Here is a 22,565-nt window from a genome sequence, read left to right as displayed (position 1 = left end):
ATTTCGTACAATAACGCGAAAGAATATTTCTCTTTAAATTAAAGACTGCGGTGAAAAATCAAGAAGGGAAGAACTAAAAAATAGAGACTGCCCCCAGTTAATGGGGACAGTCTTCTTTATATTTTAATTGACCTTAACCAGTTTGATATAGTCAATGCCGATCTGATAATTCGAGCTGCTTGCGTTCTTTCCGGTAATCGTATACCTGAATTTCTTGCTGCCCGCGCTGCCAAAATTCACGGTTGTGGTGGCCTCTTGATAAGCCGCTGTCGATTTGTACATGTCGATCGGCGATCCATGGTTCGTACCGTTGATCGAAAGCTGAGAAATGCCTCTCGTATTTCCGGTTCGATACCCTGTAATGACTTGATAGTTGCCCGAGGAAGGGACGTTTGCCGTAAACTCAGCATAGTCGCCAGTGGAGTCGGACAGCACCTTTACCCAACTGCCGCCGCTGGCGCCGTCAGCCCAGGTTTCCTTGGTCACACCGGACGAGAGCGTAAGAGGTAAATTTTCGGCTTCCTGCTTGATGTTGACTTCGGCTGCTTTTTGATAGGCTCTGAAATAGTCGATTGTAAATTCCGCTGGATACGTCGGAGAAGAATCTCCGCCCCACGTATTGACGTATAGGGACAGATAAACAAACATCGGTTTATTTACAATGTTGGTGGCGCTTACTTGTTTGACGAGCTGATTATCTACGTAGTACTTGACATAATCCGGTGACCATTCCATCGCATAGATGTGGTAGTCTGCAGAAAAATCGAAAGAATAAGATCCGCCGCCCGTATTGCCGATGCCTGCATTCATCGGATTGTATAGATTAAATCGATATTGGTTGCGTCTGAAATTCTCAAAGGCATCAATTTCCAATTGCTGTGTCGTATTTCGCGTAGCTTGTTGGTAAATACTTGGATCATCGGTATTGAACCAAAAGGCCGAGTGCCCGGAACGATCCGCTTGGCCTTTTGCCCGAATTTCAAAATAGCCGTACTGCTGTGAAAATTTGGAGGCATAAGGTTCGTTATGATTTTTGGTGTAGCTGCCTTGGTGGAAATCTCCTTGTGCCGTTTGCAGGCTGGACACCTTCATTTGGTCTCCGCTGCTGTAATACGTCGGCATACTATTGGTAACACGAAGTACAATGCTGCCATCTTTAAAATAGTAATCGGCGTTCCCGCGATCCGTCGATGTTCGGAAGCCTAAGTACCTTGGGACCCATAAGCTTGTGTCCAGTGTCGTTCCGTTGAATTCATCGTTCTTGGTCAATACCCACCCCGATTTAGCAATAGGGTTTGCTGGTGTGTCTGCGGCATATGCCGGTCGTGCCGTTGGAATCGTGATTGCGCAAGCTGCTAAAGTGAGCGCCAAACCAAACATGATGAGTCTTTTCATACGTTAATTCATCTCCTTTTTATTATTGTAAAACCGCTTACATTTCTATATTAAGCTCTGGAAGATGTTCCCTTGTAGTAGAGAATCGAACATTTTTCTTTTACTTTTCAACGAATTACGCATACGGCGAAGGTTAGATTCTATTTCGCACTGGGTTTCATCAACCCCAGATGTTATAATAGGTTAAACGTTTAAATAACACCTGTTAAGGAGCATACGATGATGACGATTCAGCAAGGCTGGGCGCAGGAAGCCTGGTCACAAACTGTGGCAAAAGTGAATAAAACGAGCAAGCGCATTGGAGCGAATTTCCCGCATGCGAGTGTAGAGGGCGTATACAAGCTGGAGCCTGCCTACTGGTGGACCGCCGGTTTCTGGCCGGGGCTGCTGTGGCTGTTGTACCGCGAGACGAAGGACGAAGGATTGAAGGCAATTGCCGAGTCCTGCGAGCAGCAGCTCGATCAGGTCGTGACCGACTACTACAAGCTCGATCATGATATCGGCTTTATGTGGACGCTCACGAGCGTCGCGCAGTATAAGCTGCTCGGTTCGGAAGATTCGAAGCGCCGCGCTTTGCTTGCGGCGAATCTGCTTGCTGCACGGTTCAACGTGCAGGGCGGGTACATCCGCGCCTGGAACCCGTGGCGCGAAGGCGAGGACAATGCAGGCTGGGCGATTATCGACTGCATGATGAATTTGCCCTTGCTCCACTGGGCGTCGGAGACGACAGGCGATCCGCGCTACGCGCATATCGCCACGCGTCACGCGGACATGGCGGCGCAGCACTTCATCCGTCCCGACGGTTCGGTGAACCACATCGTGATCTTCGACCCGCACACCGGCGAGCAGGTGTCGGTGAACGGCGGGCAAGGCTACGCGCCGGAATCCGCTTGGTCGCGCGGCACGGCGTGGGCGATCTACGGCATGAGCCTGAGCTACAAGCATACAGGCGATGAGAAATATTTGCAGGCGGCGAAGCGTGCCGCGCACTTCTTCCTGGCGAACCTGCCGGAAGATCAGGTGCCGCACTGGGATTTCCGCCTGCCGGAAGGTGTACCGGCATACCGCGACTCCTCCGCCGGCGCATGCGCGGCATGCGGCCTGCTGCTGATCAGCGAGCAGGTGAGCCCTGCGGAAGCCGCGCTGTACCGCGATGCGGGCGAGCGCATCCTGCACTCGCTGTACACGAACTACGGCGCATGGGATTCCGACGCCGAGGAAGGGCTTGTCCTGCACGGCACAAGTCACTTCCCGGAAGGCAAGAACATCGACGTGCCGCTGATCTACGGCGACTACTACTTCGTCGAGGGCTTGTCCCGATTGTTAGGCCACGGCGAGCTGTTCTGGTAAGCCGTGATTTCGCAAAAAGAGCTGTCCGCAAGCAAGCCGTTTAGGCTGCTTGTGGGCGGCTCTTTTTGAGTATGTTTGGCACTTGGATGAGCCCAGCCCTCCTCGAAACTGCGGTAACTTCGCTGACTTGGAATTGTTCCAGTTCAATATCCATTTTTCCGCGAAAATAGCTGTGTGAACTGGAATTTCTCCATCTTATTCGCACCCATGTACACGCTGGAGGGCCAAACTCATTAATTAAACTGGAGGTTTTCCAGCTCACCATGGCAAAACTTCCCCTTTGCGCAAAATGAGCAGGAGAAATTCCAGTCGAGCGAGGGGCGGAGGACGATGCTGTCAGGTTAGTAGAATTTGGCGTAACCCTTATGGACGCAAATGTCCATTAGCAACACTCTTTTGGGCTAGTGCGCGATCTATCAGACAAAAACGTCCGTTAGTCTTGTGAAACCCCGTCAAGATAGCCGATTTAAAGTTTTAACGGTCATTGCCGACCTATAGTGAGTAAGAATCGCTGATTTAGCGGGTTTAACGGCCATAATTGTCTTTTGCATGTTGAGCCAGTCGGCATCGTCGTTCTTTCGTCTATCTTATCTAGTTAATCCCTGCTCAAACACATTTTCCGAATTAACGGCTAGCCCCGCCCTTATCCATCCACTTTCATCATTTTCACACAAAAAGACTTTTACTACAGTAAATCGACAAACCGCCACATTGTTGGAGATCCTAGCGGATTCTATAATGAAGACACTAGATCAAACAACAGGAGGTGAGAGACATGGAAACCATTCTAGGACAGGACAAGGCGGTGCAATTGGCCGCTGCGAAGCCGAAGAAAATAAGCGCTTGGAAGTACATACTGAAGCATCGGGCCTTTTATCTGATGCTCATTCCGGGGCTGATCTATTTTCTCGTGTTTCGTTACGTGCCGCTTGCCGGCAGTGTGATCGCGTTTCAGGATTACAACATTTTCAAAGGCTTTACAGGAAGCGACTGGGTCGGCTTTCAGTGGTTCGAGCAGATGTTCAGCTACGATAAGTTCGCACGGCTTCTCCGCAACACGCTGTTCATTTCGCTGTATCAGATCATTTTCGCGTTTCCGCTGCCGATCATTCTGGCGTGCTTGCTGAACGAAGTAAGGTCGATGGCGTTCAAGCGCGTGACCCAGACGGTGCTCTACTTGCCGCATTTTCTCTCGTGGACGATTGTGTTCGGTCTGACGTACATGATGCTGTCACCAGCACAAGGCTTCGTGAACCACCTGATCGCGATGCTGGGCGGAGAGAAAATCTCGTTCCTGCAAAAGCCGGAATACTTCCGCACGATCATCATCACGTCGGGCATCTGGAAGGAGATGGGCTGGAACGCCATCATCTTCATCGCTGCGCTGGCGGGCATCAACCCTGCCCTGTACGAAGCGGCCAAAATGGACGGTGCGAACCGCTGGAAGCAGTTCTTGCACATTTCGGTGCCGGGCCTTCTGCCGGCGATTATGATTCTGCTTATGCTCAAAATCGGGCATATCATGGACTCCGGTTTTGAACAAATCTATCAGTTCCTAAATCCGGCGACGTATGAAACCGGGGACGTTCTCGATACCTACACGTATCGGGCGGGGATTTTGCAAGGACAGTACAGCATCACAACGGCCATCGGATTGTTCAAATCCGTCATCGGCTTCATCCTGCTCGTCATCGCGAACCGCGTCAGCAAGCTGACCACCGGCGAAGGGCTCTATTAAAAGGAGGGACTTCTCAGCTATGAAAATCAAACGCTCATCCGGCGAAGTCGCTTTCGATACAGCCAACGTCGTGATTCTGCTGCTCTTCTGTGCAGCGGTCGCGCTGCCGCTCATGAACGTCATCGCGGGCTCGCTCAGCTCCAACGAAGCGATCGTGCATGCCAAAGTGATGCTGTGGCCGGTCGGTTTTAACTGGCTCAACTATGAATTCGTGCTGAAAAACGCCGTCTTCTGGCGAGCGTTCTGGGTCACGATCCAGATTGTCGTCATCGGCACGGCACTCAACATGGTGCTGACGCTGCTCACCTCGTATCCGCTGTCGAAGTCATGGCTCGGCGGACGCAAAGTCATCCTGCTGGCCATTATTTTTACAATGATTTTCCAGGCGCCGATGGTGCCGATGTACTTACTGATCAAAAGCCTCGGTATGATGAACACGATCTGGTCGCTCATTATTCCGAGTGCGCTCAGCGCTTTTAATATGATGCTCTGCATCACGTTTATGCGCTCCATTCCGGAGGAGCTGTTCGAAGCCGCCCGGGTGGACGGGATGTCGGAGTACCGCATTTTGTGGAAAATCGTCGCTCCGCTGTCCATGCCGATCAACGTGACGCTGATCCTGTTCTATGCCGTCGGGCATTGGAACAACTACCTCGGCCCGCTGCTGTACATTACGAATCGCGAGCTTCAGCCTCTGCAGCTGTACCTGTACAAGCTGATCTCGCAGTTCGATATGGACTCCGCCGGCGGCCAGTCGGTAACAGAGCTCTCGACGGCGATTACGCCGCAAGGTCTTCAAATGGCGACGATCGTCATTGCAACCGTGCCCGTTATCATCATCTATCCGTTCCTGCAAAAGCATTTTATTAAAGGCGCTTTGCTCGGTTCGGTGAAGGAATAGGAAGCGGCGGCCTCGGCCGCCCGCATCCAGACGATGCCACAGAGTCTACGCCGGAGGTGATGCAGATTTTACCAGCGATGTGCCGATGTTAAGTGGAAAGCCTGTATTTTATAATGAACATAAATAGGGAGGGTCATCTCGATGAAAGTTCTATTAAAGAAAGCGGTTACATTATCCTGCGTCGTTTGTCTCACCGGTGCCTTGGCTGCCTGCGGTTCCGATAAAAGCACATCCTCGACACCGTCGGCCTCCGCGCCGGAAGCCAGCCAAAGCGCGACACCGGCAGCACCGGCGAAAATTTCGATGTTCGTCTCCAACAACGCCCAACAAATTCCGGGCGGCAAATCGATGGACCTGGCAACCGTCAAATATCTCGCGCAAAAAACGAACACTGACCTCGACATCACGTTCCTGCCGCATGAGAACTACATGGATCAACTCAAGCTGAAATTCGCTTCCGGCGACATTCCCAACGTGCACATGGTGTGGGGCATTGAGACCTCCGATCTCGTTATCAACGGTTTGGCGATGGATTTGAAGCCATATATCGATAAATACGGGCCGAATCTGAAGAAAAACATTCCGCAATCCGCTTGGGACGCTGTGACCCTGAACGGCAAAATCCTGGCCATCCCGCAGCCTGCGCAAGGCAATGCGCCTTCTGAGCGCGTGATCTATGTGCGCAAGGACTGGATGGATAAGCTCGGCATTCAGACGCCGAAAACGACCGCTGAATTCCTCGACATGCTGCGGGCGTTCCGCGATAAAGACCCGAACGGCAATGGCAAGAAGGACGAGATTCCATTCTCTTCACGTGAGAAATTCGAGTGGGCGGACAATATTTTCGGGATGTACGGGGTGAACCTTGACTCCAATACCCTCTATAACAATGAAGTGATGCCAGGCTATGTCAGCCCGAATATGAAAAAAGCGCTCGGCACCCTCAAAACGATGTACGCCGAGAAGCTGATCGATGCGGAATTCCTGACGAATACCCGGGCGATCTGGGATCAAAAAATCAAGTCCGACCTCGTCGGCTCCTGGGATCACGTCGTTTTCGGCATCTGGGATCCGTGGCAGAAGGAACTCAGCAAGCTGCTTCCTGACAAGAAACCGAACGTTGTCGCAATTCCGACGCCAAAAGGCGAAGGCTACGACGGTCAAGTCGGCCGTGTCGAGAAGCCGGTGCTGAAAACATTCGTCGTCAGCAAAGACACGAAAAATCCGGAAGCGATCGTCAAAATGTTCGACTGGCTCGTATCGGACGAAGGCCAAATGTTCACGGAGTTGGGCATTGAAGGTGAATCCTACACCAAAGAAGGCAGCACGATTAAGTACAACGCCGACAAAGATGCCGACGTGAAATGGCGCTCCGCTGTGTTCCAAATGCACGGCTTTAACGAAGCAGCGCAGAAGGTGCTGATCAACAACGACGAAGCGTACAACAAACTGCTCGATACGATTGCAACGTCCCGCAAAGAAGGCATTACAAACCCGACTGCAGGCATGCCGCCGTCAGAAACGCTGACGAAGAATGCGGATCTCGGCTACAAAGGCTCCTTCCAGGAAGCGGCAGCGAAAATTATTCTCGGCGAGAAGCCACTGGACTATTTCGATGAGTACGTGGCGAGCTGGAAAAAGCAAGGCGGAGATAAAGCGATCAAAGAGCTTACCGACTGGTACAACGCCAATCGCAAGAAATAAGAGGCTTCCCTCATAACGGCCAGCCCACCTGCAGCAAAGATTTTTGCTCGGGTGGGTCACCGCTTTATGTCTGTTGAGCCCTACATGGGAAAGGATGAAGATCGTGAACAATCACCTGCATAAAATACTCACCTTGCTGTTAATCGGTCTGCTGTTGATCGTCCCCTTGGTCCCCGTATCGGTGGGGGCACAGGCGTTGACGGAAGAGGAGCTTGCGGGGGCAGCTGGCAGTGAGGTCGTGCTTTCGGGCATTGATCAGCCGAATGCGGCGCTGAATCCTGAAGCGCCTGCTTATGGAACCGCTGCCAAAGTATCCGTTGACGGGCAGCCGTTTGCCGAGGCACTGCGTTTTGCAACGAACGTGCAGCCCGCCTCCACCTATTTGCTGCAATACGTATTCCCGATTGCGTCACGCATTGAAAAGGATGACGTGATGCTGGCCACATTCTATGCCAGAACGCTCAGTTCCACCGTAGAAACGGCTGAGGGAACGGCTTCCTTGGTCATGGAAAAAACGGTAACGTTTTATAAGTCGATCAACGAAACGATTACGATTCCGAATACGTGGAAAAAGTTTCTCGTACCGATCAAAGCGGCTTTGCTCATGGAAGAGAATACGCCGCAAATTACGTTCCGCCTGGGCTACAAGCCGCAGGTGATCGAGATTGCCGATTTGAAAGTCGTCAATTATAAGAAAGCGGTTGCATTTGGGGATCTTCCCAGCACCCCCGTTGTGTATGACGGGATGGAGGACGATGCGCCATGGCGCGCGGAAGCGAATGCCCGCATCGAGCAGATCCGTAAAGGCGATCTGACGGTCGAAGTGAAGGATGCCAGCGGTCAGCCGATCCCGAATGCCGACGTGCATGTGGCGATGACGAAGCACGATTTTAAATGGGGCACAGCGGTAAATTCGGACAAGCTGTTCGGCACGGATGCCGATTCGGAAATATACCGGACGAAGCTGAAAGAGAATTTTAACTCGGCCGTTATGGAAAATGATATGAAATGGCCGTTCTGGGAAAGCAACAAGGCTAAGACGGTGAACACCTACAATTGGCTGGCCTCGAACGGTTTTGACATTCGGGGTCATGCTTTAATCTGGGATAACACCCCTCGGCTGCCGGCCGACGTTCCGGGGCTGATGAGTGACAAGACGCAGCTTGAGAAACGGATTCAGGATCATTTTCATGAGTTGGCCGGTTTTTTCCGTGGCCGTCTCTATAACTGGGATGTGCTGAACGAGCCCGTGCTCAACAGCATGATCCGCAGCACGTACGACAATCCCGGAGCCGTTATGGCGAACTGGTTTAAAACGGCGAAGGAAGCCGATCCGACGGCTAAGCTATACGTCAACGAAACGCAAATTCTCGGCGTTGACGCGCCAGTCATCGGGACGTTCTCAAACATCCTGCAATCGATGAAGGATAACGGGGCGCCGATTGACGGTGTCGGGATTCAGGCGCATTTTGGCTCGACGCCGGTGAGTCCGATGGCTTTTTACAATCAGCTTACGCACTTCACGCAGTACGCGCCGGAAATTGCGATTACTGAATTTGACGTGAATTCGCCGAAAGAGGATATACAGGGTAAGTTCACCCACGACATTATGCTTGCAGCGTTCAGTCATCCGAACGTGCAGTCGTTCACGATGTGGGGCTTCTGGGATGGTTCGCATTGGCAAAACAATGCTCCGCTCTTCCGCCAGAACTGGACGCTGAAGCCGTCCGGCGAGGCGTGGCGTGACCTTATTTATCATACTTGGTGGACGGATGTTACAGGTCAGACCACTGCGAACGGCGTATATCAAACGCGCGGTTTCTATGGGGATTACGATATTACCGTTAGCATTGGCGGTACGAGTCAGACGGTGAAAGCTTCCCTGTTAAAAGGAAAAGACAACAAGGTAACGGTCGTCTGGGGCTCGCCATCCGGCGGCACGACCGCACCAAGCTTTGTGCCGCTCACAGCACCAACGCAGACGGCGGAAATTACGGCGCCGGTCTGGCCTTACGGCAGCGTGTTCCAGGCGTCGAACGTGTCGCCGACGTCCGTCAGCTTGACGTGGCCTGCGGCGCACGACAACCAAGAGGTGGCCGGCTACAAAGTGTATCAAGACGGCACGCTGGTGAAGGAACTGGATGCTAACGTAACGCGTCTGGATGTGACCGGTCTAACGCCGGGCCATCTTTATTCGTTTACCGTGCAAGCGTTGGATGCGCAAGGCAATACGTCAGTCCTGAGCCAGCCGATTGAGGCGACGGCGGTTTCTGGCGCAGACACAGAACTGCCAGGCTGGACGAAAGGTTCCTTGCTGGACGTAGCGGACCTGGGTCAGACCGGAGCGAAGCTGAGTTGGCCGGCTGGCGTAGATAACGACGGTGCGGACGGCTACCGCTTGTATGTGAACGGGCAGCTCTGGAGCGATACGAGCGATACCCAGTATACGCTCACGGACCTTACACCGAACAAGCTGTACACGGTTCGGGTTGAATCCAAGGACGGCGACGGGAACTTGTCCGTCGGCGGTCCGATTGTGACGTTCCGCACGCTGGGCGCAGCGGATACGGCAGCGCCGGTGTGGGACGGCACAGCGGCTGTGACCGCCTCGGATGTGACGCAGACGAGTGTGGGGCTGAGCTGGCCGGCGGCGCAGGACAGCTACGGCGTGACGGCGTACCGCGTCTATCAGGACGGCCGGGAAATCGTGACGCTGCCAGCTTCGACGCGCAGCTTCGGGGTGGCGGGCTTGACGCCGCATACGGCGTATGCGTTCCGCGTTGAAGCTGGCGATGCGGCGGGCAACTGGTCCGTGACGGGGCCAACGCTTAGCGTGACGACTGCAGCGGGGCCGGATACGACCGCGCCTACGTGGCCGATGGACCGGAGCTTAACCTACAGCGGGCTTTCAGATCGCGCGGTAACGCTGAATTGGACACCTGCCACAGACAACATTGGCGTGACGAACTATAAAGTTTACGCGAATAACAATGTGATCGCGACGGTGGACGGCAGTGTGACGAGCTATGCCGTGACGAACCTTACAGCGGGAACATCGTACACGTTCCGCGTGCAGGCCGGAGATGCGGCGGGCAACTGGTCGGCAAATGGGCCTTCCGTTTCCGCAAGGACGTTTGATGGCGTCGTTCGCAAGCAAACGATCTACTACCCGAGTGACGATTCGTTTATTCAGGCGCCTGCTTCGGTCGGCGGACCGGGCACGACGAACAATTTGGACTATCTCAGATACAAGAATGCTGCAGGGGCGTCGGGCACCGATGCCAACAAGAACACCGGGAATAACCGGCGGGCGTATTTGAAATTCCCGCTGACCTCGGTGACGGGCAATGTGTATGACGCTTCACTGAACTTGTACGTATCCGCGGTTCAGACGCCGAATATGGATATCCCGATGAATCTGTACGCGACCGGAGACAATTGGACAGAGTCTGCGATCAACTGGTTGAACAAGCCGACAGACGGCGCCATGATCGGAAGTACGATTGTCCGCAATGCCTTGTATTGGAAGAAATTCGATGTAACCGCTCAGACGGCGCTTGAGGTAAGCGGCGATAAGACGATTTCCTTCAAGCTCCAAGACGATGCGTGGCTGGATCAGAATGTCGATATGTACTCGAAAGAAGCGACAGGCGCCAACGTTGCTTACCGTCCGTACCTCTCGGTCGGCACGGAAGAGCTTCCGGTCGATACGAGCGCACCGGCTTGGCCTGGAGCAAATCTTTCCGTATCGCAGTTGGCTCCGCATGCGCTGACGCTAAGCTGGACCAGCGCGCAGGACGCAATAGGCGTCAACCGCTACAAGGTGTACCAGAACGGTGTACCGATTGCGACGGTTGCTGCAGATGTGTACAGCTACCAAGTGAGCGGATTAACGCCTGCTACGAATTACACTTTTAAAGTGGAAGCGATGGACGCTGCTTCGGAATCGACGACAGGGCCATCCACAACGGTGGCAACACCTGCCGCCGACCTGGTAAATCCAACATGGCCGTCAGGCTCGGCAGTTACAATTACGGAAGCGGGACGCTACGGGCTGACGCTGCACTGGCCGATTGCGGCTGACAATTACGGTGTCGCAGGTTACGACGTGTATCAGGGCAGTACGCTGCTCGGCACGGTATCGGGGACAACGTACCAGTATGCGGTTACAGGCTTGACGCCCGGCACCACCTACACGTTCCATGTTGATGCTCGCGACGCGGAAGGCAATACGGCGAGCTCCCAGACACTGACCACCGCAACAGCTGCCGCCGATACGGCAAAGCCGAGTTGGGGTGCGGGAAGCGGGTTGAGCGCTTCGCTCATCAGCGCCTCCGGCATGCAATTGAATTGGCCTGCGGCTACTGACGATACCGAAGTAACCGCTTATCGCATTGAGCAGGACGGGGTAACCGTAATCGAGGTATCGCAAGACATCCGATCCTATTGGATCAACGGGCTGCAAGCTGCGCACCCGTATACGTTCACTGTTCGCGCCCTGGATCAGGCCGGGAACGCATCCGATCCGCTGCAAGCGGAAGTCACAACGCTGCAAGTGGATACCATTACGCCGCAATGGCCGACAGGCTCGGGCGTAACAGCATCCCGCGCCGGCGGCCAAGTGACGCTCGCTTGGGATGCAGCGACTGACAACGTCGCCATCAAACAGTACTTGATTTACCGCAATGGCGTGCAGGTTGCACAGGTCGATGGCGGCCTCACAACCTACACGCTGCAAGATGCCGCATCCGATAGCGTGTATAAGGTAGAAGCGCAGGATAGGATCGGCAATGCGACAGTCTTCGGACCGTCGACCAGCGATGCCCTCATTCCGGTGCCAACGGATACGACGGCGCCAGGGTGGCCGGCAGGAAGTCAATTGACCGCTCAGTCGGTCGGCCAAACCATCATAACTGTTGGCTGGAGCGAAGCGATCGACCGTATGGGCGTGAAGGAATACCGCTTGCTGATGAACGGCAATCCGATTGCTACGACGGCCCAAACTTCCTGGCAAGTGACCGGCTTAGCCGAAGACAGCGTGTATACGTTCAAAGTCGAAGCCGTGGATGAGGCGGGCAACTGGTCGACCAATGGGCTGACACTCACGATTCGTACAGCGTCGACGGACAATACTCCGGCACCATCCGTGCCGAGCCCTACAACGCCGCCACCAGGCAGCAATATCATTAACGTACCTGCCAATGCGGTAAGCGGTGGTAAAGCGGTGGCCAGCATCGATAAAGCAGCGCTTGAAGCTGCCTTTAAGTCAGCGCCAGCCGGGCGCGTGGTTGTCGACCTTGCCAAAGCGGAGGGCGCGAAAGCTTACGAGCTGCAGCTGCCAACCAGCTATCTGACTGAGCAAGCAGGGGGACGCAGCTTGCAAGTGAAAACGGCATTCGGCACCTTGCTGCTGCCAAGCAGCCTGTTTGCCGGAAACACAGCGGCAGAGAAATCGTCTGCGCTGACAGTGAGCATTGCCGCCGCAGATCGCAGCGAGGTTTCGCAAGTGCCGGGCGCGACCAGTGCTGCCATAGAATTGAGTATTACGGCTGGGGATCAACAGCCGCTCACCTTCAACGGAAAATCCGTCGTTGAAGTGCGGATTCCGTATCAGCCGACGGCGGAGCAGCGCAGCCATAGCGAGCTGCTGAATGTATGGTACGTTGACGGAAGCGGCAACGCTCAGCTCATGCCGACAGGCCGCTATGACGCCGCCAAAGGAGAAATGGTTTTCTCGACGCCACACTTCTCGACATACGCGGTATCCTACGTGAAACCGGCTTTCGAAGATGTAAGCCGTACGCCATGGGCGCAGCAAGCAATCGAAGCGCTCGCGGCCAAAGGCATCATCCAAGGCGTGAGCGAGAGTGCCTTCAACCCTTCAGCAGCGGTAACTCGCGCTGACTTTACGAAGCTGCTCGTGGAAACGTTCGGCCTGAAAGCCAGCGTTCAAAGTACTGACGACTTTGCCGATGTCAACAAAGACGCGTACTACGCGCAAGCTGTCGCAATCGCGCATCAGCTCGGCGTCGTCAACGGGCAAACGGCTACGCAGTTTGCTCCGCAAGCGCTCATCTCCCGCCAGGAGATGTTCACGATGATCGCGAGAGCGCTCGCGCAAACGGGCGCGAAGCTGCCATCCGGCGGAGGCAAGGCGCTGCCGTTCACGGACGCGAGCGAAATCGCTCCATATGCCCAAGACGCGATCACAGCCATGGCCAGCCAAGGCTTCATCGAAGGTGATGCGAACCTGCTGCATCCGCTCAGCAATTCCACACGGGCGGAAGCCGCTGTCATGCTTTATCGGATGTTCCAGCACGTATATCAGCCATAGTGATTTTTCCCGAAGCCGTCCGCATGTTAGATGCGGGCGGCTTTTTCCTCACTAACTGCAAAAACTACAAGTAATTTTGCAGATAAGTGCCAAAATGCTAAAAATCATGTAAAAGCTACAGCAAATTTTCGTCGTCACCGCCCTTTTTCTAGAAAATGGGGTACCAATCGGGGACTTTAACTGTATGAAATACAGGATTCTTCGCAAAATCCCCTTCTTTTCCTGAATTTGATGTAGGAAATACATCTGCTTAGCAGGGGCCTCCTAGACATATGTCCCGGCATGCTGTAACCGATTGCGCAAATACTGCTCCCCCACATCTATCCCCCAAAAAATACGATCCCTGCAGTATTTCAAACAATTCCCTCATTGCGCGCCAGCCCTCTTCCTTCTATGATTGAAGGTACGATACATGCCCTCAGGAGGCGGACACCTTGCTGACCTACATGATGAAAAACATGCGCCGATCTCTCAAATGGAAGCTGATTTCGATCATCGTCACCATTCTTATTTTTACCGTGGCGTTGATCGGGCTTCTTAGCTATAAGCAGACAACGTCTTACGTGCGCAAAGACATCGATCACTTGAGCGTGCAAATTTTGAAGCAGGCGAATATGAACCTGGACCGCTACTATTCCGGGTACGAGCTTGCCTATCTCATGTTCAGCAACTCGTTGGAAGTCCGCGAATGGATGCGCGCAACCTCGCCGCAGCTGACGTCGGATTCGATTCGCAACTACGAACGGATGAAAGAGAACTATCTCAACCGCATGTTCCTGCAATACCCGGAAATCCTGTCGGTGTCGCTGTACAACCCGCGCGGGTTTGAGCAGCATTTTACCAACGCCGCCTACACGCTTCCGCTAACGTATAGCATCAAGAACGAACCCTATTTCGTCACCTCCGGCAACTTTGAAAAAATCAAATTCATCACCGGCATCTCCGAGAACTACCTGGATTCCGCCAATCAAAAGATGAAAATCCCTGTGCTGACGCTGTTTAAGCAGGTGGATAATGGCGGATACCTCAAAATCGACATTTCGCTCACGCCATCGCAGCGCGTCATGGATCAGATCTCCATTACGAGTTCCGGCGCTGCCGTCGTGATGGACGAGAAGGGCACGATCATTCACCATTCCGATGCGAAGGAAGTCATGGGGCATATGGACGACCGGATCGTGGACACCGTCAAAGGTAAGAAGGAAGGCTCGTTTTTTGACAAATCGGGCAAGGAGCTCATTATTTTTCAGACGATTCCCATCACCGGTTGGAAAATCATCGCCATTCTACCGTATGAGGAGATCGGCAAAAGCATCTACTACACGCGCAACGTCACGATTATTGTGGCTATCGGGGCGCTCATTATCTCGGTCATTTTGACCTACTTTGCGGCGTCTTCCATCACCAGACGGATCTCAAGCCTCCGGAAGCTGATGAAAACGATGCAGCTGACCAACGACTTTGGCGTCAGGGCACAGGTTAGCGGCACCGACGAGGTGGCCGATCTCGGCAATTCGTTCAACAATTTGCTCGGGCATCTCGCCCAGTCGATCCACGATCATGCCGAGACGCGAGTACTCCAGCACCGGGCGGTTATCTCCGCCTTGCAATCGCAGATTAACTCGCATTTTCTCTATAATACGCTGGAAACGATCAATTCCATGGCTGTGATCGCGAGGCAACCGCATATCGGGCACGTGGCTGTGAATCTCGCGAATATGCTTCGCTATACGTCGGATTACAAGCATGTGCAGGTCACCGTGGGGGAAGAGCTTCAGCATCTCGAGAATTATTTGAAAATCATGAAGGTCCGTTACAAGGACGAGGTGACCTATGAGGTGGACATGCCGCCGGGGCTGCTCACGGCGATTTGTACAAAAGCGCTTTTACAGCCGCTCGTCGAGAACTGCATCAAGCACGGCCGGGAGACGACTGGCGAATCCGTGCATATCCGCATCTCCGGCTGGCTGACGGAGGAGGGCAAGCTGACGCTGTCCGTCAGGGACAACGGCGCCGGCTTTACAGAGGAGACGCTGCAGCGGCTGAGCGGGGAGCAGGCGGATCAGCAGGCGAGCCACGATCATTTTAAACAGGTGGGCCTATCGAATTTAATCTATCGGATGCGCATGTTCTATCATCAAGAGGCGATTTTGCATTTTGACAATTCAGCGGTGGATGGAGGCGCGGTGGTGGAGATTACGCTGCCGCTTATGAAAGGGGAGGTCACAGCATGAACAGACTGATGATTGTAGACGACGAGGAGCTCATCCGGGAAAGCCTGGCGATTCAACTGTCCGACATGGCGGATGTCGCGGTGTCGGCGACGCATGCGAACGGGCAAAAGGCGCTGGACTGGCTGAAGGACCATTTTGCCGATGTATGTGTGACGGATGTGCGTATGCCACTCGTGGACGGGTTGCAACTGATTGAGGAGATCAACCGTCTGTACCCGTGGATGACGTGCATTGTGATTTCCAGCTATGACGATTTTCAATATGCCAAAAAGAGCATTCTGCTCGGCGCCGTCGACTACGTCCTTAAGCCGATTGATCCGGGCCTGCTGACGGAGGCCGTGCAGAAGGCGAGTGAGAAAGTGAGCCGGCAGCGCCGGAACGACGCCAACCAGCTGCTGCTGCGCAAGCTGCCTATGAACAAGCTACTGCTCGAGCAGTGGCTCGAGATGATTCTGAGCGTCTACCTGCACGGGCAGCCGCTGCTTATCGTCGATACGCTAGCGATGTTCGAAGCGTGGGTCGACGGCCGCTATGAGATTCTGGACGAGCTGGCGCTGGCCTGGACGGCGATGCTGGTAGCCGAGCTGAAAAAGCAGGGCATCGACGTCGAACTGAAGGAAGCCGACGATCTCGGCTTTGGCGACGACAGCGCGATCTTGCAGCGGTCGGAGGTGCGGCATTATTTTCGGCTGTGCGCCGTGAAAAGGCTGGAAGAAGCGGCGAATCTCCTGATGGACCGCGCCCGCAAGGCGAAAAACCTTCAGAAAGAGAGCGCCGTCGACCAGGTCAAGCGGTACATCGAGAACCATTACGCGGAGAACTGGGGGCTTCAGGATCTCGCCGATCATGTGGCGATGAGCCGCTCCTATCTCGCCAAAATGTTTAAAGAGCAGGCCGGCATGACGATCTGGACGTATTGCGTCAACGTGCGCATGCGCAAGGCGCGGGAGCTGCTGCTGACCTCGTCGCTGCGCAGCTACGAAATCGCGCTCAAGGTCGGCTACGAGAACAGTATTCACTTCTCGCGTATCTTCAAGCAGTACCACGGGATCAATCCGATGGAGTATAAGGAACGTTTTGGCAGCGAATAACGGGAAGTTTCAGGCAAAATGCCGCATTTCTGCAGTATAAAAGCGTTTTGCCTCAGTGTTTTGTAAGCGATTGCAGATTAACGTAGAGGGAGGTCGATGAGGCCAAAATTGTGAAAAGAGGTGTTTGGATTCATGAGCATATCAGAAAGCATCTCCTCGAAGTGGCTCTATGCCATCAGTAAACGTACCGTCCACAAAAGGACGGCGGAGGCGTTTATCTTTGTTTCAACACGAAAGAAGGTTTATGGCGTATTAGGTTTAACGGCGATGCTTGTATCCGGTTTTGCGACGCCGGCGTATGCGGCAAGCACAGTAACGGTGTACAAAGACACCACGTATCAAACGATTTGGGGCTTCGGCGCGGCGGCAAATCATCCTGTCAACGAGCTGAAAACAGGGTACAACGCGACCGTGCAAGGGCAAATTCTCGACACCTTGTTCCGCACGGACAACTCCAACGCGGGCCTGTCCATCGTACGGCTCGAGGTCAATCCGTATACGTCGGCGCAGGACAGCGTCCAGACGACATTCATGCCCTCCGACGGCGTGCTGGACTGGAACACGGACCTTCATCAGCGCTGGTTTGCGCAGGAAGCGAAAAACCGCGGCACGAACCAGTTCTATGCCGTGCCCTGGAGTCCACCGGGCTGGATGAAGGATAACGGCTCGCCGAACAACGGCGGTCATCTCAAGTCCACGCATTACGACAAGTATGCCAATTACTTGAAGACCTATGTGAACTACTACCGCAACACGCTCGGCTTCAACATCAAATGGCTCAGTGTGCAAAACGAGCCCGATCTGTCGACCCCTTACGCGTCGGCACAGTACACGATCAGCGAGATGAACACTGTGGCGGCGAAGGTGGCCGACAGCATTCACAGCCTGAACCAGGGCGTGCTGGTTGGCGGGCCGGAAGGCTCGAACCGCTCCGCTTCGAACAATTACATTATTAATCTCAGCACGGCGACGCGGGATAAGCTGGATTTTCTGAGCGTCCACGATTACAGCACCTACACCGACGTCAGCACCTATGGCAAGCCGCTTATGAGCACCGAGGTCAGCGACTTCCAGAACCCGAATGATCCTTCCATCACCGACGGGTTAAAATGGGGCAATATGATCGCTTCGGACCTCAAGCGCGGCGAAAAAGGCTGGTTGTACTGGTGGGCCGTCAATCCGGCTTCCTCGACAACCGGCGAGGGGCTGATCAATTTGCTGGGCAACAATACGTTTTCCGTGAACAAGCGCCTGTATGTCATGGGGCAGTTCAGCCGCTACTTGCGGCCGGACGATACGCGCATCCTGGCGTCGTCCAGCGACAGCAATATCGTCTCCATTGCCGGCAAAAATGCCACAGGTCGCGCAGCCGTCGTGCTGATTAACAACAGCTCGTCTTCCATCACGATGACGATCAGCGGACTCACGTTTGCGAACGTGTCAGGCAGACGGACGAGCGCGACGGAGAACCTGGCGAAGCTGTCCGACATCGCCGTTTCCGGTGGCGCGATTACGGTAACATTGCCCGGGAAATCAGTGACGAGCTATACGGAGTATTAAGCGGCTTCCGGCCCCAGGCCGGAATGAAACTTGGAATTGCTCTCCGACGTACAGATAGGTATCAGTTCATTCTAACGTTGGAGGTATGCATATGGATATTGGCGTAGTACCGAACAGTCCTGCTCCGAAAGCGAAAAATCCCGTCGGCCGCATCATCACTTGGAGTCTGATCGGGCTCTTGGTGCTCATCGCGGCGATCAACAGTGTAGCTACCGTGCAGTTCGGCCACGTCGGCCTGTACAAAACGCTCGGCAAACTCAGTGATAATACGCTTACGCCTGGCATTCATTTTAAAATCCCGTTCGTGCAGAAAATTATTCAGGTCAACGTACAGGTGACCAAAGCGGAAGCGGATACCTCGGCTTCTTCCAAAGACCTGCAGCCGGTTTCAACACATGTGGCGCTCAACTATTCCGTCAACAAGGAATCCGCCTATAATTTGATGAACAACATCGGCGGCGGGTTCGATACGGTCATCGTGGCGCCGGCTATTCAGGAGATCGTCAAGGAAGTGACGGCCAAGTACGCAGCCGAGGACTTGATTGCCAAGCGCGACGTCGTCGCGAACGAGATTCATGACCTGCTGACGAAGCGCATGGCGAAGTACGATTTGATCGTCAATGACATCAACATTGTCAATTTCAAGTTCTCGGACGCGTTCAACCAGTCGATTGAAGCGAAGCAGGTCGCGCAGCAGCAGGCCCTCAAGGCGGAGAACGATCTGAAGCGTATTCAGATCGAAGCGCAGCAGACGGTTGCGCAGGCGCAGGCCGAAGCGGAATCGCTCAAATTGAAGAAACAGGAAGTGACGCCGGATCTGATAGCCCTGAAACAAATCGAAGTGCAGCAGCAGGCGATTCAAAAATGGGACGGTAAGCTCCCGTCCGTTACCGGCGGGGCGACGCCTTTTATCGACGTGAGCAATCTGTCCTCGAAGTAAATCCGTGGTATGCTCGCGATGGCGTAAATTCTGACTTAATCTAGCTTACTCCCTATGGTAAAATAAGAGAGTTAGTTCATGGAAACGAATGGGGGAGTTCGATTGAGTACGGAGCAAACACCGCTTGATTTGCTGTTTCAAGGAGATTCTATCACTGATACCGGCCGCGTGCGCGAGGACCAGGTGAATCTGGGCAGAGGCTATCCAAACCTGATTGGTTCGAAGCTCAGCTATGAGCTCGCAGAGCAAAAGCTTCAAATTCAAAACCGCGGCATAAGCGGCAACCGGGTATCGGATTTATATGCGCGCTGGAACGAGGACGCGATCTATTTGCAGCCGAAGCGTCTGAGCATTCTGATCGGCGTCAACGATGCTTGGCGCATTATGGATAAACTGCCGACCGGCGCGGCGGATCGTTTTGAAAGCTCGTATCGCCATCTGCTTGGGATTACGAAAGAGTATTTGCCGCAAACAGGGCTCATTCTGTGCGAGCCGTTTGTGCTGAACGTCGGCGTGCCGGCGAACAACTGGGACGGCTGGAAGGCACAAGTCGGCAAGTACGCGCAAATCGCGCGCGGTCTTGCCGAGGAATACGGTGCAGTGTTCGTGCCGCTGCAGCAGTGTTTTGATGAGGCTTGCACACGTGCGGAAGCCGCATTCTGGGCGCGCGACGGCGTGCACCCGACGGCAGCCGGTCATCAGCTCATCGCGAACGCATGGCTGGATGCCGTGCAAAATAGCCCGCTGGTGATCAAGTAAGCGGAACAATGACAAAGACCTCTCGCTGACCCTATGGTCAACGGGAGGTCTTTTTGCGCATCTTGCTCACACTGCGCCGTCTGCTCGGAACAACAGCTCGCACAGCTGCCGATAATGCTCTTTCATGTGTGCCTTCGAGTAGTTTTTCTCGTTCTTGATATGAAAATAGCCAGCCGGGGAGATCGAGCAGATGAGCGTGTGCGCCGCCAAATCCGGCTCCGGGCGCTTCTGCTGCGCCGCTTTCGGGCCGATGCATTCCAGGATCAGCTCGGACATGCGGTCGCGGAACATGCGGTACATGGGCGACAGGAAGAAGTTGCCGCGGCCGTCCTCGCAATCCAGCGCCATTTTCGAAGCCATCGCGACGATGAGATCGGCTTTTTCCTCAATGGCGTCGATCCAGATTTCCAGGATGCCGTTCAGCTGCTCAAGCGGCGGCTCCTGCCGGCGGTTGTCCAGATACAGGGCAATCCGCTCAACTAACTGATTCCCGTATTGCTGCAAAATATCGAAGCATAAATCGCCTTTGTGCGCATATCTGCGGTACAGCGTCGCTTGTCCGACGCCCGCCGTTTTGGCAATTTGATGCATGCTGACGGATTGCACGCCGTGCTCTTGAAACAGCTGATTGGCGGTTTGCAGAATGAGCTGGCGATTTTCCATGGCGTCCTTGCGTTCATGACGAATGGACATGCGGTTCCACCTCGGAATTGTTAAATTTAGAGTGTTCGTATTGACAAAGGGAGCAAAGTCCGTTAGCATCAAAAAGTGTAAACGGACAATTGTCCGTTTACCGCAAACTGCTGCGGCAGTTTATGAATACTGCTATTGTACCGTGCGCGTACCGTATGGTCAACGATAGACAAGAGAGATACGTAGAAAAGGATGGAGGGATCCCATGTCTTCACAAGCACCAAACGCTTCCGCGAAGGAAGCGGCGTTTTCCATGCGCAGCATCTTGGCGCCGCTGGTCGCCATTGTTGTGGGCATTTTCATGGTTATTTTGGACGGTACGGCGGTTAACGTCGCGCTTCCGAAGCTGCAAGAAGAATTCCACCTGCTGAATTTGTCGCTCGTGCAGTGGACGGTTATCGGCTACGCGTTGGCACAGGCCGCGGTCATCCCGCTGGCAGGCTGGCTGTCGGATCGTTTCGGCGCGAAGAAAATTTTTCTGATTTCCGTAGCGCTGTTTACGATCGGTTCCGGACTGTGCGCGCTGGCGAACTCCGTGGAAATGCTCATTACGTTCCGCGTCATTCAAGGCCTTGGCGGCGGTGTGGTTGTGCCGATTGCGATGGCATTCATCTATCGCTTATCTCCGCCGGATAAAGTCGGCGCGGTGATGGGCATGATGGGGATTCCGATTTTGCTCGGTCCCGCGCTTGGTCCTGTCATTGCCGGCTGGATGGTGGAGTACCACTCCTGGCAGTGGATTTTCTTGATTAACCTGCCGATCGGTGTTATCGGCATCTTGCTTGGCATTCGTACCCTGCCGAACATTCAGCGTCAAAATGTCGCTTCGCTCGACCTGCTCGGCATGCTGCTCGGGCCGATCGCTTTCGCCGCGCTGGTTTACGGCGTATCGAACGGCGGCATCGATCCGGTGACCGGCAAATCGACGTGGACGGATGCGGACACGCTCATCGGTTCCGGCATTGGTCTCGTTGCCCTCATTCTATTCGTCATCGTTGAACTGAGACGCGACAATCCACTTCTTGAACTTCGCGTGTTCCGTTCCGGCAACTTCACGAAAGGCATTATCGTGCAGTGGATCTCGCAGATCGCAATGTTCGGCACAATGTTCCTGGTGCCTCTGTTCCTCCAGCAGGCGCATGGCTACAGCCCGCTCAAAACAGGGCTCATCATGCTGCCGCAGGCGCTGGCATCCGGTCTGTTTATGCCGATCGGCGGCAAGCTGTCGGACCGCTTCGGCGCGCGTCCGCTCGTCATCGCCGGCATGGTGCTGACGACGATCTCCGCGCTGCTGCTCTCGAACATTTCCGGCGAGTCCGGCGTCGGCACGGTGATGCTGCCGCTCGCACTGCTCGGCGCGGGTATGGGGCTGTTCATGATGCCGCTGAACAATCACTTGATTCAATCAGCGCCTCAGAACTTGGTCGGCCGCGTAACTTCCTTAACCAACGCTGCGCAGCAGGTCATGATGTCGTTCGCGATCGCGATCTTGATGACCATTTTCACGACGAAAATGAAGGATCTCATGATCGAAGCCAAAGCGCAAAAGCCGGATGTCGGCTTGTACGCCTCCGCTTTCGGTCACACGTTCTTGATTTTGCTGGGCATCGCCATCGTTGGCGGCGTGCTGGGGCTCTTGCTGCAGAAGCCTAAGAAGGTCGAAGGCGAAGCGGCTTCCATTGAAATGCCGATCATCGTCGGTCATTAATCCGCTTTACACAGACGCTTTCCGGCCCGTGCTACAACGGGAGGAAGGCGTCTTTTTGCGCTCTTTTTTGAACCGGATTTGACACAAAGTCGTCCCATTTTCGGTATCTTTTTTGACAAGCGATTGGTAAAATATGAATACATTCATGACTGCAAAGG

General features: G+C 54.2%; 13 protein-coding genes. 11 read left to right on the top strand and 2 right to left on the bottom strand.

Annotated elements, in window-relative coordinates:
- Nucleotides 1-123: 123 nt before the first annotated feature.
- Nucleotides 124-1,395 carry a family 16 glycosylhydrolase gene (locus tag ABE504_RS19275; protein WP_430091669.1) on the bottom strand — a complete coding sequence of 424 codons (1,272 nt, stop codon included), beginning with the start codon at nucleotides 1,393-1,395 and terminating at the stop codon, nucleotides 124-126.
- 222 nt (nucleotides 1,396-1,617) lie between these two features.
- Between ABE504_RS19275 and ABE504_RS19270 the strand changes: the two genes are divergently transcribed.
- The 10 genes from ABE504_RS19270 to ABE504_RS19225 all read left to right on the top strand — a co-directional run bounded on the left by ABE504_RS19270 (nucleotide 1,618) and on the right by ABE504_RS19225 (nucleotide 20,006).
- Nucleotides 1,618-2,745, top strand: coding sequence for a glycoside hydrolase family 88 protein (locus ABE504_RS19270; protein WP_430091667.1), 1,128 nt, complete (start codon nucleotides 1,618-1,620; stop codon nucleotides 2,743-2,745).
- 775 nt (nucleotides 2,746-3,520) lie between these two features.
- Nucleotides 3,521-4,483 (top strand): ABC transporter permease, encoded by a 963-nt coding sequence (locus tag ABE504_RS19265; protein ID WP_430091665.1) that lies wholly within the window; start codon nucleotides 3,521-3,523, stop codon nucleotides 4,481-4,483.
- A 19-nt stretch (nucleotides 4,484-4,502) separates the two neighbouring features.
- Nucleotides 4,503-5,384 (top strand): carbohydrate ABC transporter permease, encoded by an 882-nt coding sequence (locus tag ABE504_RS19260; RefSeq protein WP_430091663.1) that lies wholly within the window; start codon nucleotides 4,503-4,505, stop codon nucleotides 5,382-5,384.
- Nucleotides 5,385-5,525: 141 nt separating this feature from the next.
- Nucleotides 5,526-7,088: an extracellular solute-binding protein gene (locus tag ABE504_RS19255; protein ID WP_430091662.1), complete on the top strand. Its 1,563-nt coding sequence runs from the start codon at nucleotides 5,526-5,528 to the stop codon at nucleotides 7,086-7,088.
- Between the two features lie 103 nt (nucleotides 7,089-7,191).
- A complete protein-coding gene (locus tag ABE504_RS19250; protein WP_430091661.1) occupies nucleotides 7,192-13,422 on the top strand; it encodes a fibronectin type III domain-containing protein in 6,231 nt (2,076 codons plus the stop codon).
- A gap of 434 nt (nucleotides 13,423-13,856) precedes the next feature.
- Nucleotides 13,857-15,656, top strand: coding sequence for a sensor histidine kinase (locus ABE504_RS19245; protein WP_430091659.1), 1,800 nt, complete (start codon nucleotides 13,857-13,859; stop codon nucleotides 15,654-15,656).
- Nucleotides 15,653-16,747, top strand: coding sequence for a response regulator transcription factor (locus ABE504_RS19240; protein WP_430091657.1), 1,095 nt, complete (start codon nucleotides 15,653-15,655; stop codon nucleotides 16,745-16,747). Before ABE504_RS19245 ends, ABE504_RS19240 begins: the two co-directional genes overlap by 4 nt.
- Nucleotides 16,748-16,879: 132 nt before the next feature.
- Nucleotides 16,880-18,307, top strand: a complete 1,428-nt coding sequence (locus ABE504_RS19235; protein ID WP_430091656.1) for a glycoside hydrolase — start codon at nucleotides 16,880-16,882, stop codon at nucleotides 18,305-18,307.
- Between the two features lie 91 nt (nucleotides 18,308-18,398).
- A complete protein-coding gene (locus ABE504_RS19230) occupies nucleotides 18,399-19,247 on the top strand; it encodes a prohibitin family protein (protein ID WP_430091654.1) in 849 nt (282 codons plus the stop codon).
- A gap of 102 nt (nucleotides 19,248-19,349) precedes the next feature.
- Nucleotides 19,350-20,006, top strand: a complete 657-nt coding sequence (locus ABE504_RS19225) for an SGNH/GDSL hydrolase family protein (RefSeq protein ID WP_430091653.1) — start codon at nucleotides 19,350-19,352, stop codon at nucleotides 20,004-20,006.
- A 66-nt stretch (nucleotides 20,007-20,072) separates the two neighbouring features.
- Here ABE504_RS19225 and ABE504_RS19220 read toward each other — a convergent pair whose 3' ends face one another.
- Nucleotides 20,073-20,699 carry a TetR/AcrR family transcriptional regulator gene (locus ABE504_RS19220; RefSeq protein ID WP_430091652.1) on the bottom strand — a complete coding sequence of 209 codons (627 nt, stop codon included), beginning with the start codon at nucleotides 20,697-20,699 and terminating at the stop codon, nucleotides 20,073-20,075.
- 205 nt (nucleotides 20,700-20,904) lie between these two features.
- On the opposite strand from ABE504_RS19220, the gene ABE504_RS19215 reads away from it, so the two are divergent.
- The gene (locus tag ABE504_RS19215; RefSeq protein ID WP_430091650.1) at nucleotides 20,905-22,407 is read left to right on the top strand and encodes a DHA2 family efflux MFS transporter permease subunit; all 1,503 of its coding nucleotides are present in this window, start codon (nucleotides 20,905-20,907) and stop codon (nucleotides 22,405-22,407) included.
- Nucleotides 22,408-22,565 lie beyond the last annotated feature (158 nt).

The sequence above is a fragment of the Paenibacillus oryzisoli genome (assembly GCF_050467285.1).
GTDB classification, from domain to species: domain Bacteria; phylum Bacillota; class Bacilli; order Paenibacillales; family NBRC-103111; genus Paenibacillus_E; species Paenibacillus_E oryzisoli_A.
Note: the sequence above shows the minus strand (reverse complement) of the source record. Positions and strands in the feature narration are given on the sequence as shown.

Excerpts from the sequence above, each read along its gene's own strand:
- ABE504_RS19220 (WP_430091652.1), bottom strand. The coding sequence starts at position 20,699 with ATGTCCATTCGTCATGAACGCAAGGACGCCATGGAAAATCGCCAGCTC.
- ABE504_RS19260 (WP_430091663.1), top strand. The coding sequence starts at position 4,503 with ATGAAAATCAAACGCTCATCCGGCGAAGTCGCTTTCGATACAGCCAAC.
- ABE504_RS19235 (WP_430091656.1), top strand. The coding sequence starts at position 16,880 with ATGAGCATATCAGAAAGCATCTCCTCGAAGTGGCTCTATGCCATCAGT.
- ABE504_RS19255 (WP_430091662.1), top strand. The coding sequence starts at position 5,526 with ATGAAAGTTCTATTAAAGAAAGCGGTTACATTATCCTGCGTCGTTTGT.
- ABE504_RS19275 (WP_430091669.1), bottom strand. The coding sequence starts at position 1,395 with ATGAAAAGACTCATCATGTTTGGTTTGGCGCTCACTTTAGCAGCTTGC.
- ABE504_RS19230 (WP_430091654.1), top strand. The coding sequence starts at position 18,399 with ATGGATATTGGCGTAGTACCGAACAGTCCTGCTCCGAAAGCGAAAAAT.
- ABE504_RS19215 (WP_430091650.1), top strand. The coding sequence starts at position 20,905 with ATGTCTTCACAAGCACCAAACGCTTCCGCGAAGGAAGCGGCGTTTTCC.
- ABE504_RS19265 (WP_430091665.1), top strand. The coding sequence starts at position 3,521 with ATGGAAACCATTCTAGGACAGGACAAGGCGGTGCAATTGGCCGCTGCG.
- ABE504_RS19240 (WP_430091657.1), top strand. The coding sequence starts at position 15,653 with ATGAACAGACTGATGATTGTAGACGACGAGGAGCTCATCCGGGAAAGC.
- ABE504_RS19270 (WP_430091667.1), top strand. The coding sequence starts at position 1,618 with ATGACGATTCAGCAAGGCTGGGCGCAGGAAGCCTGGTCACAAACTGTG.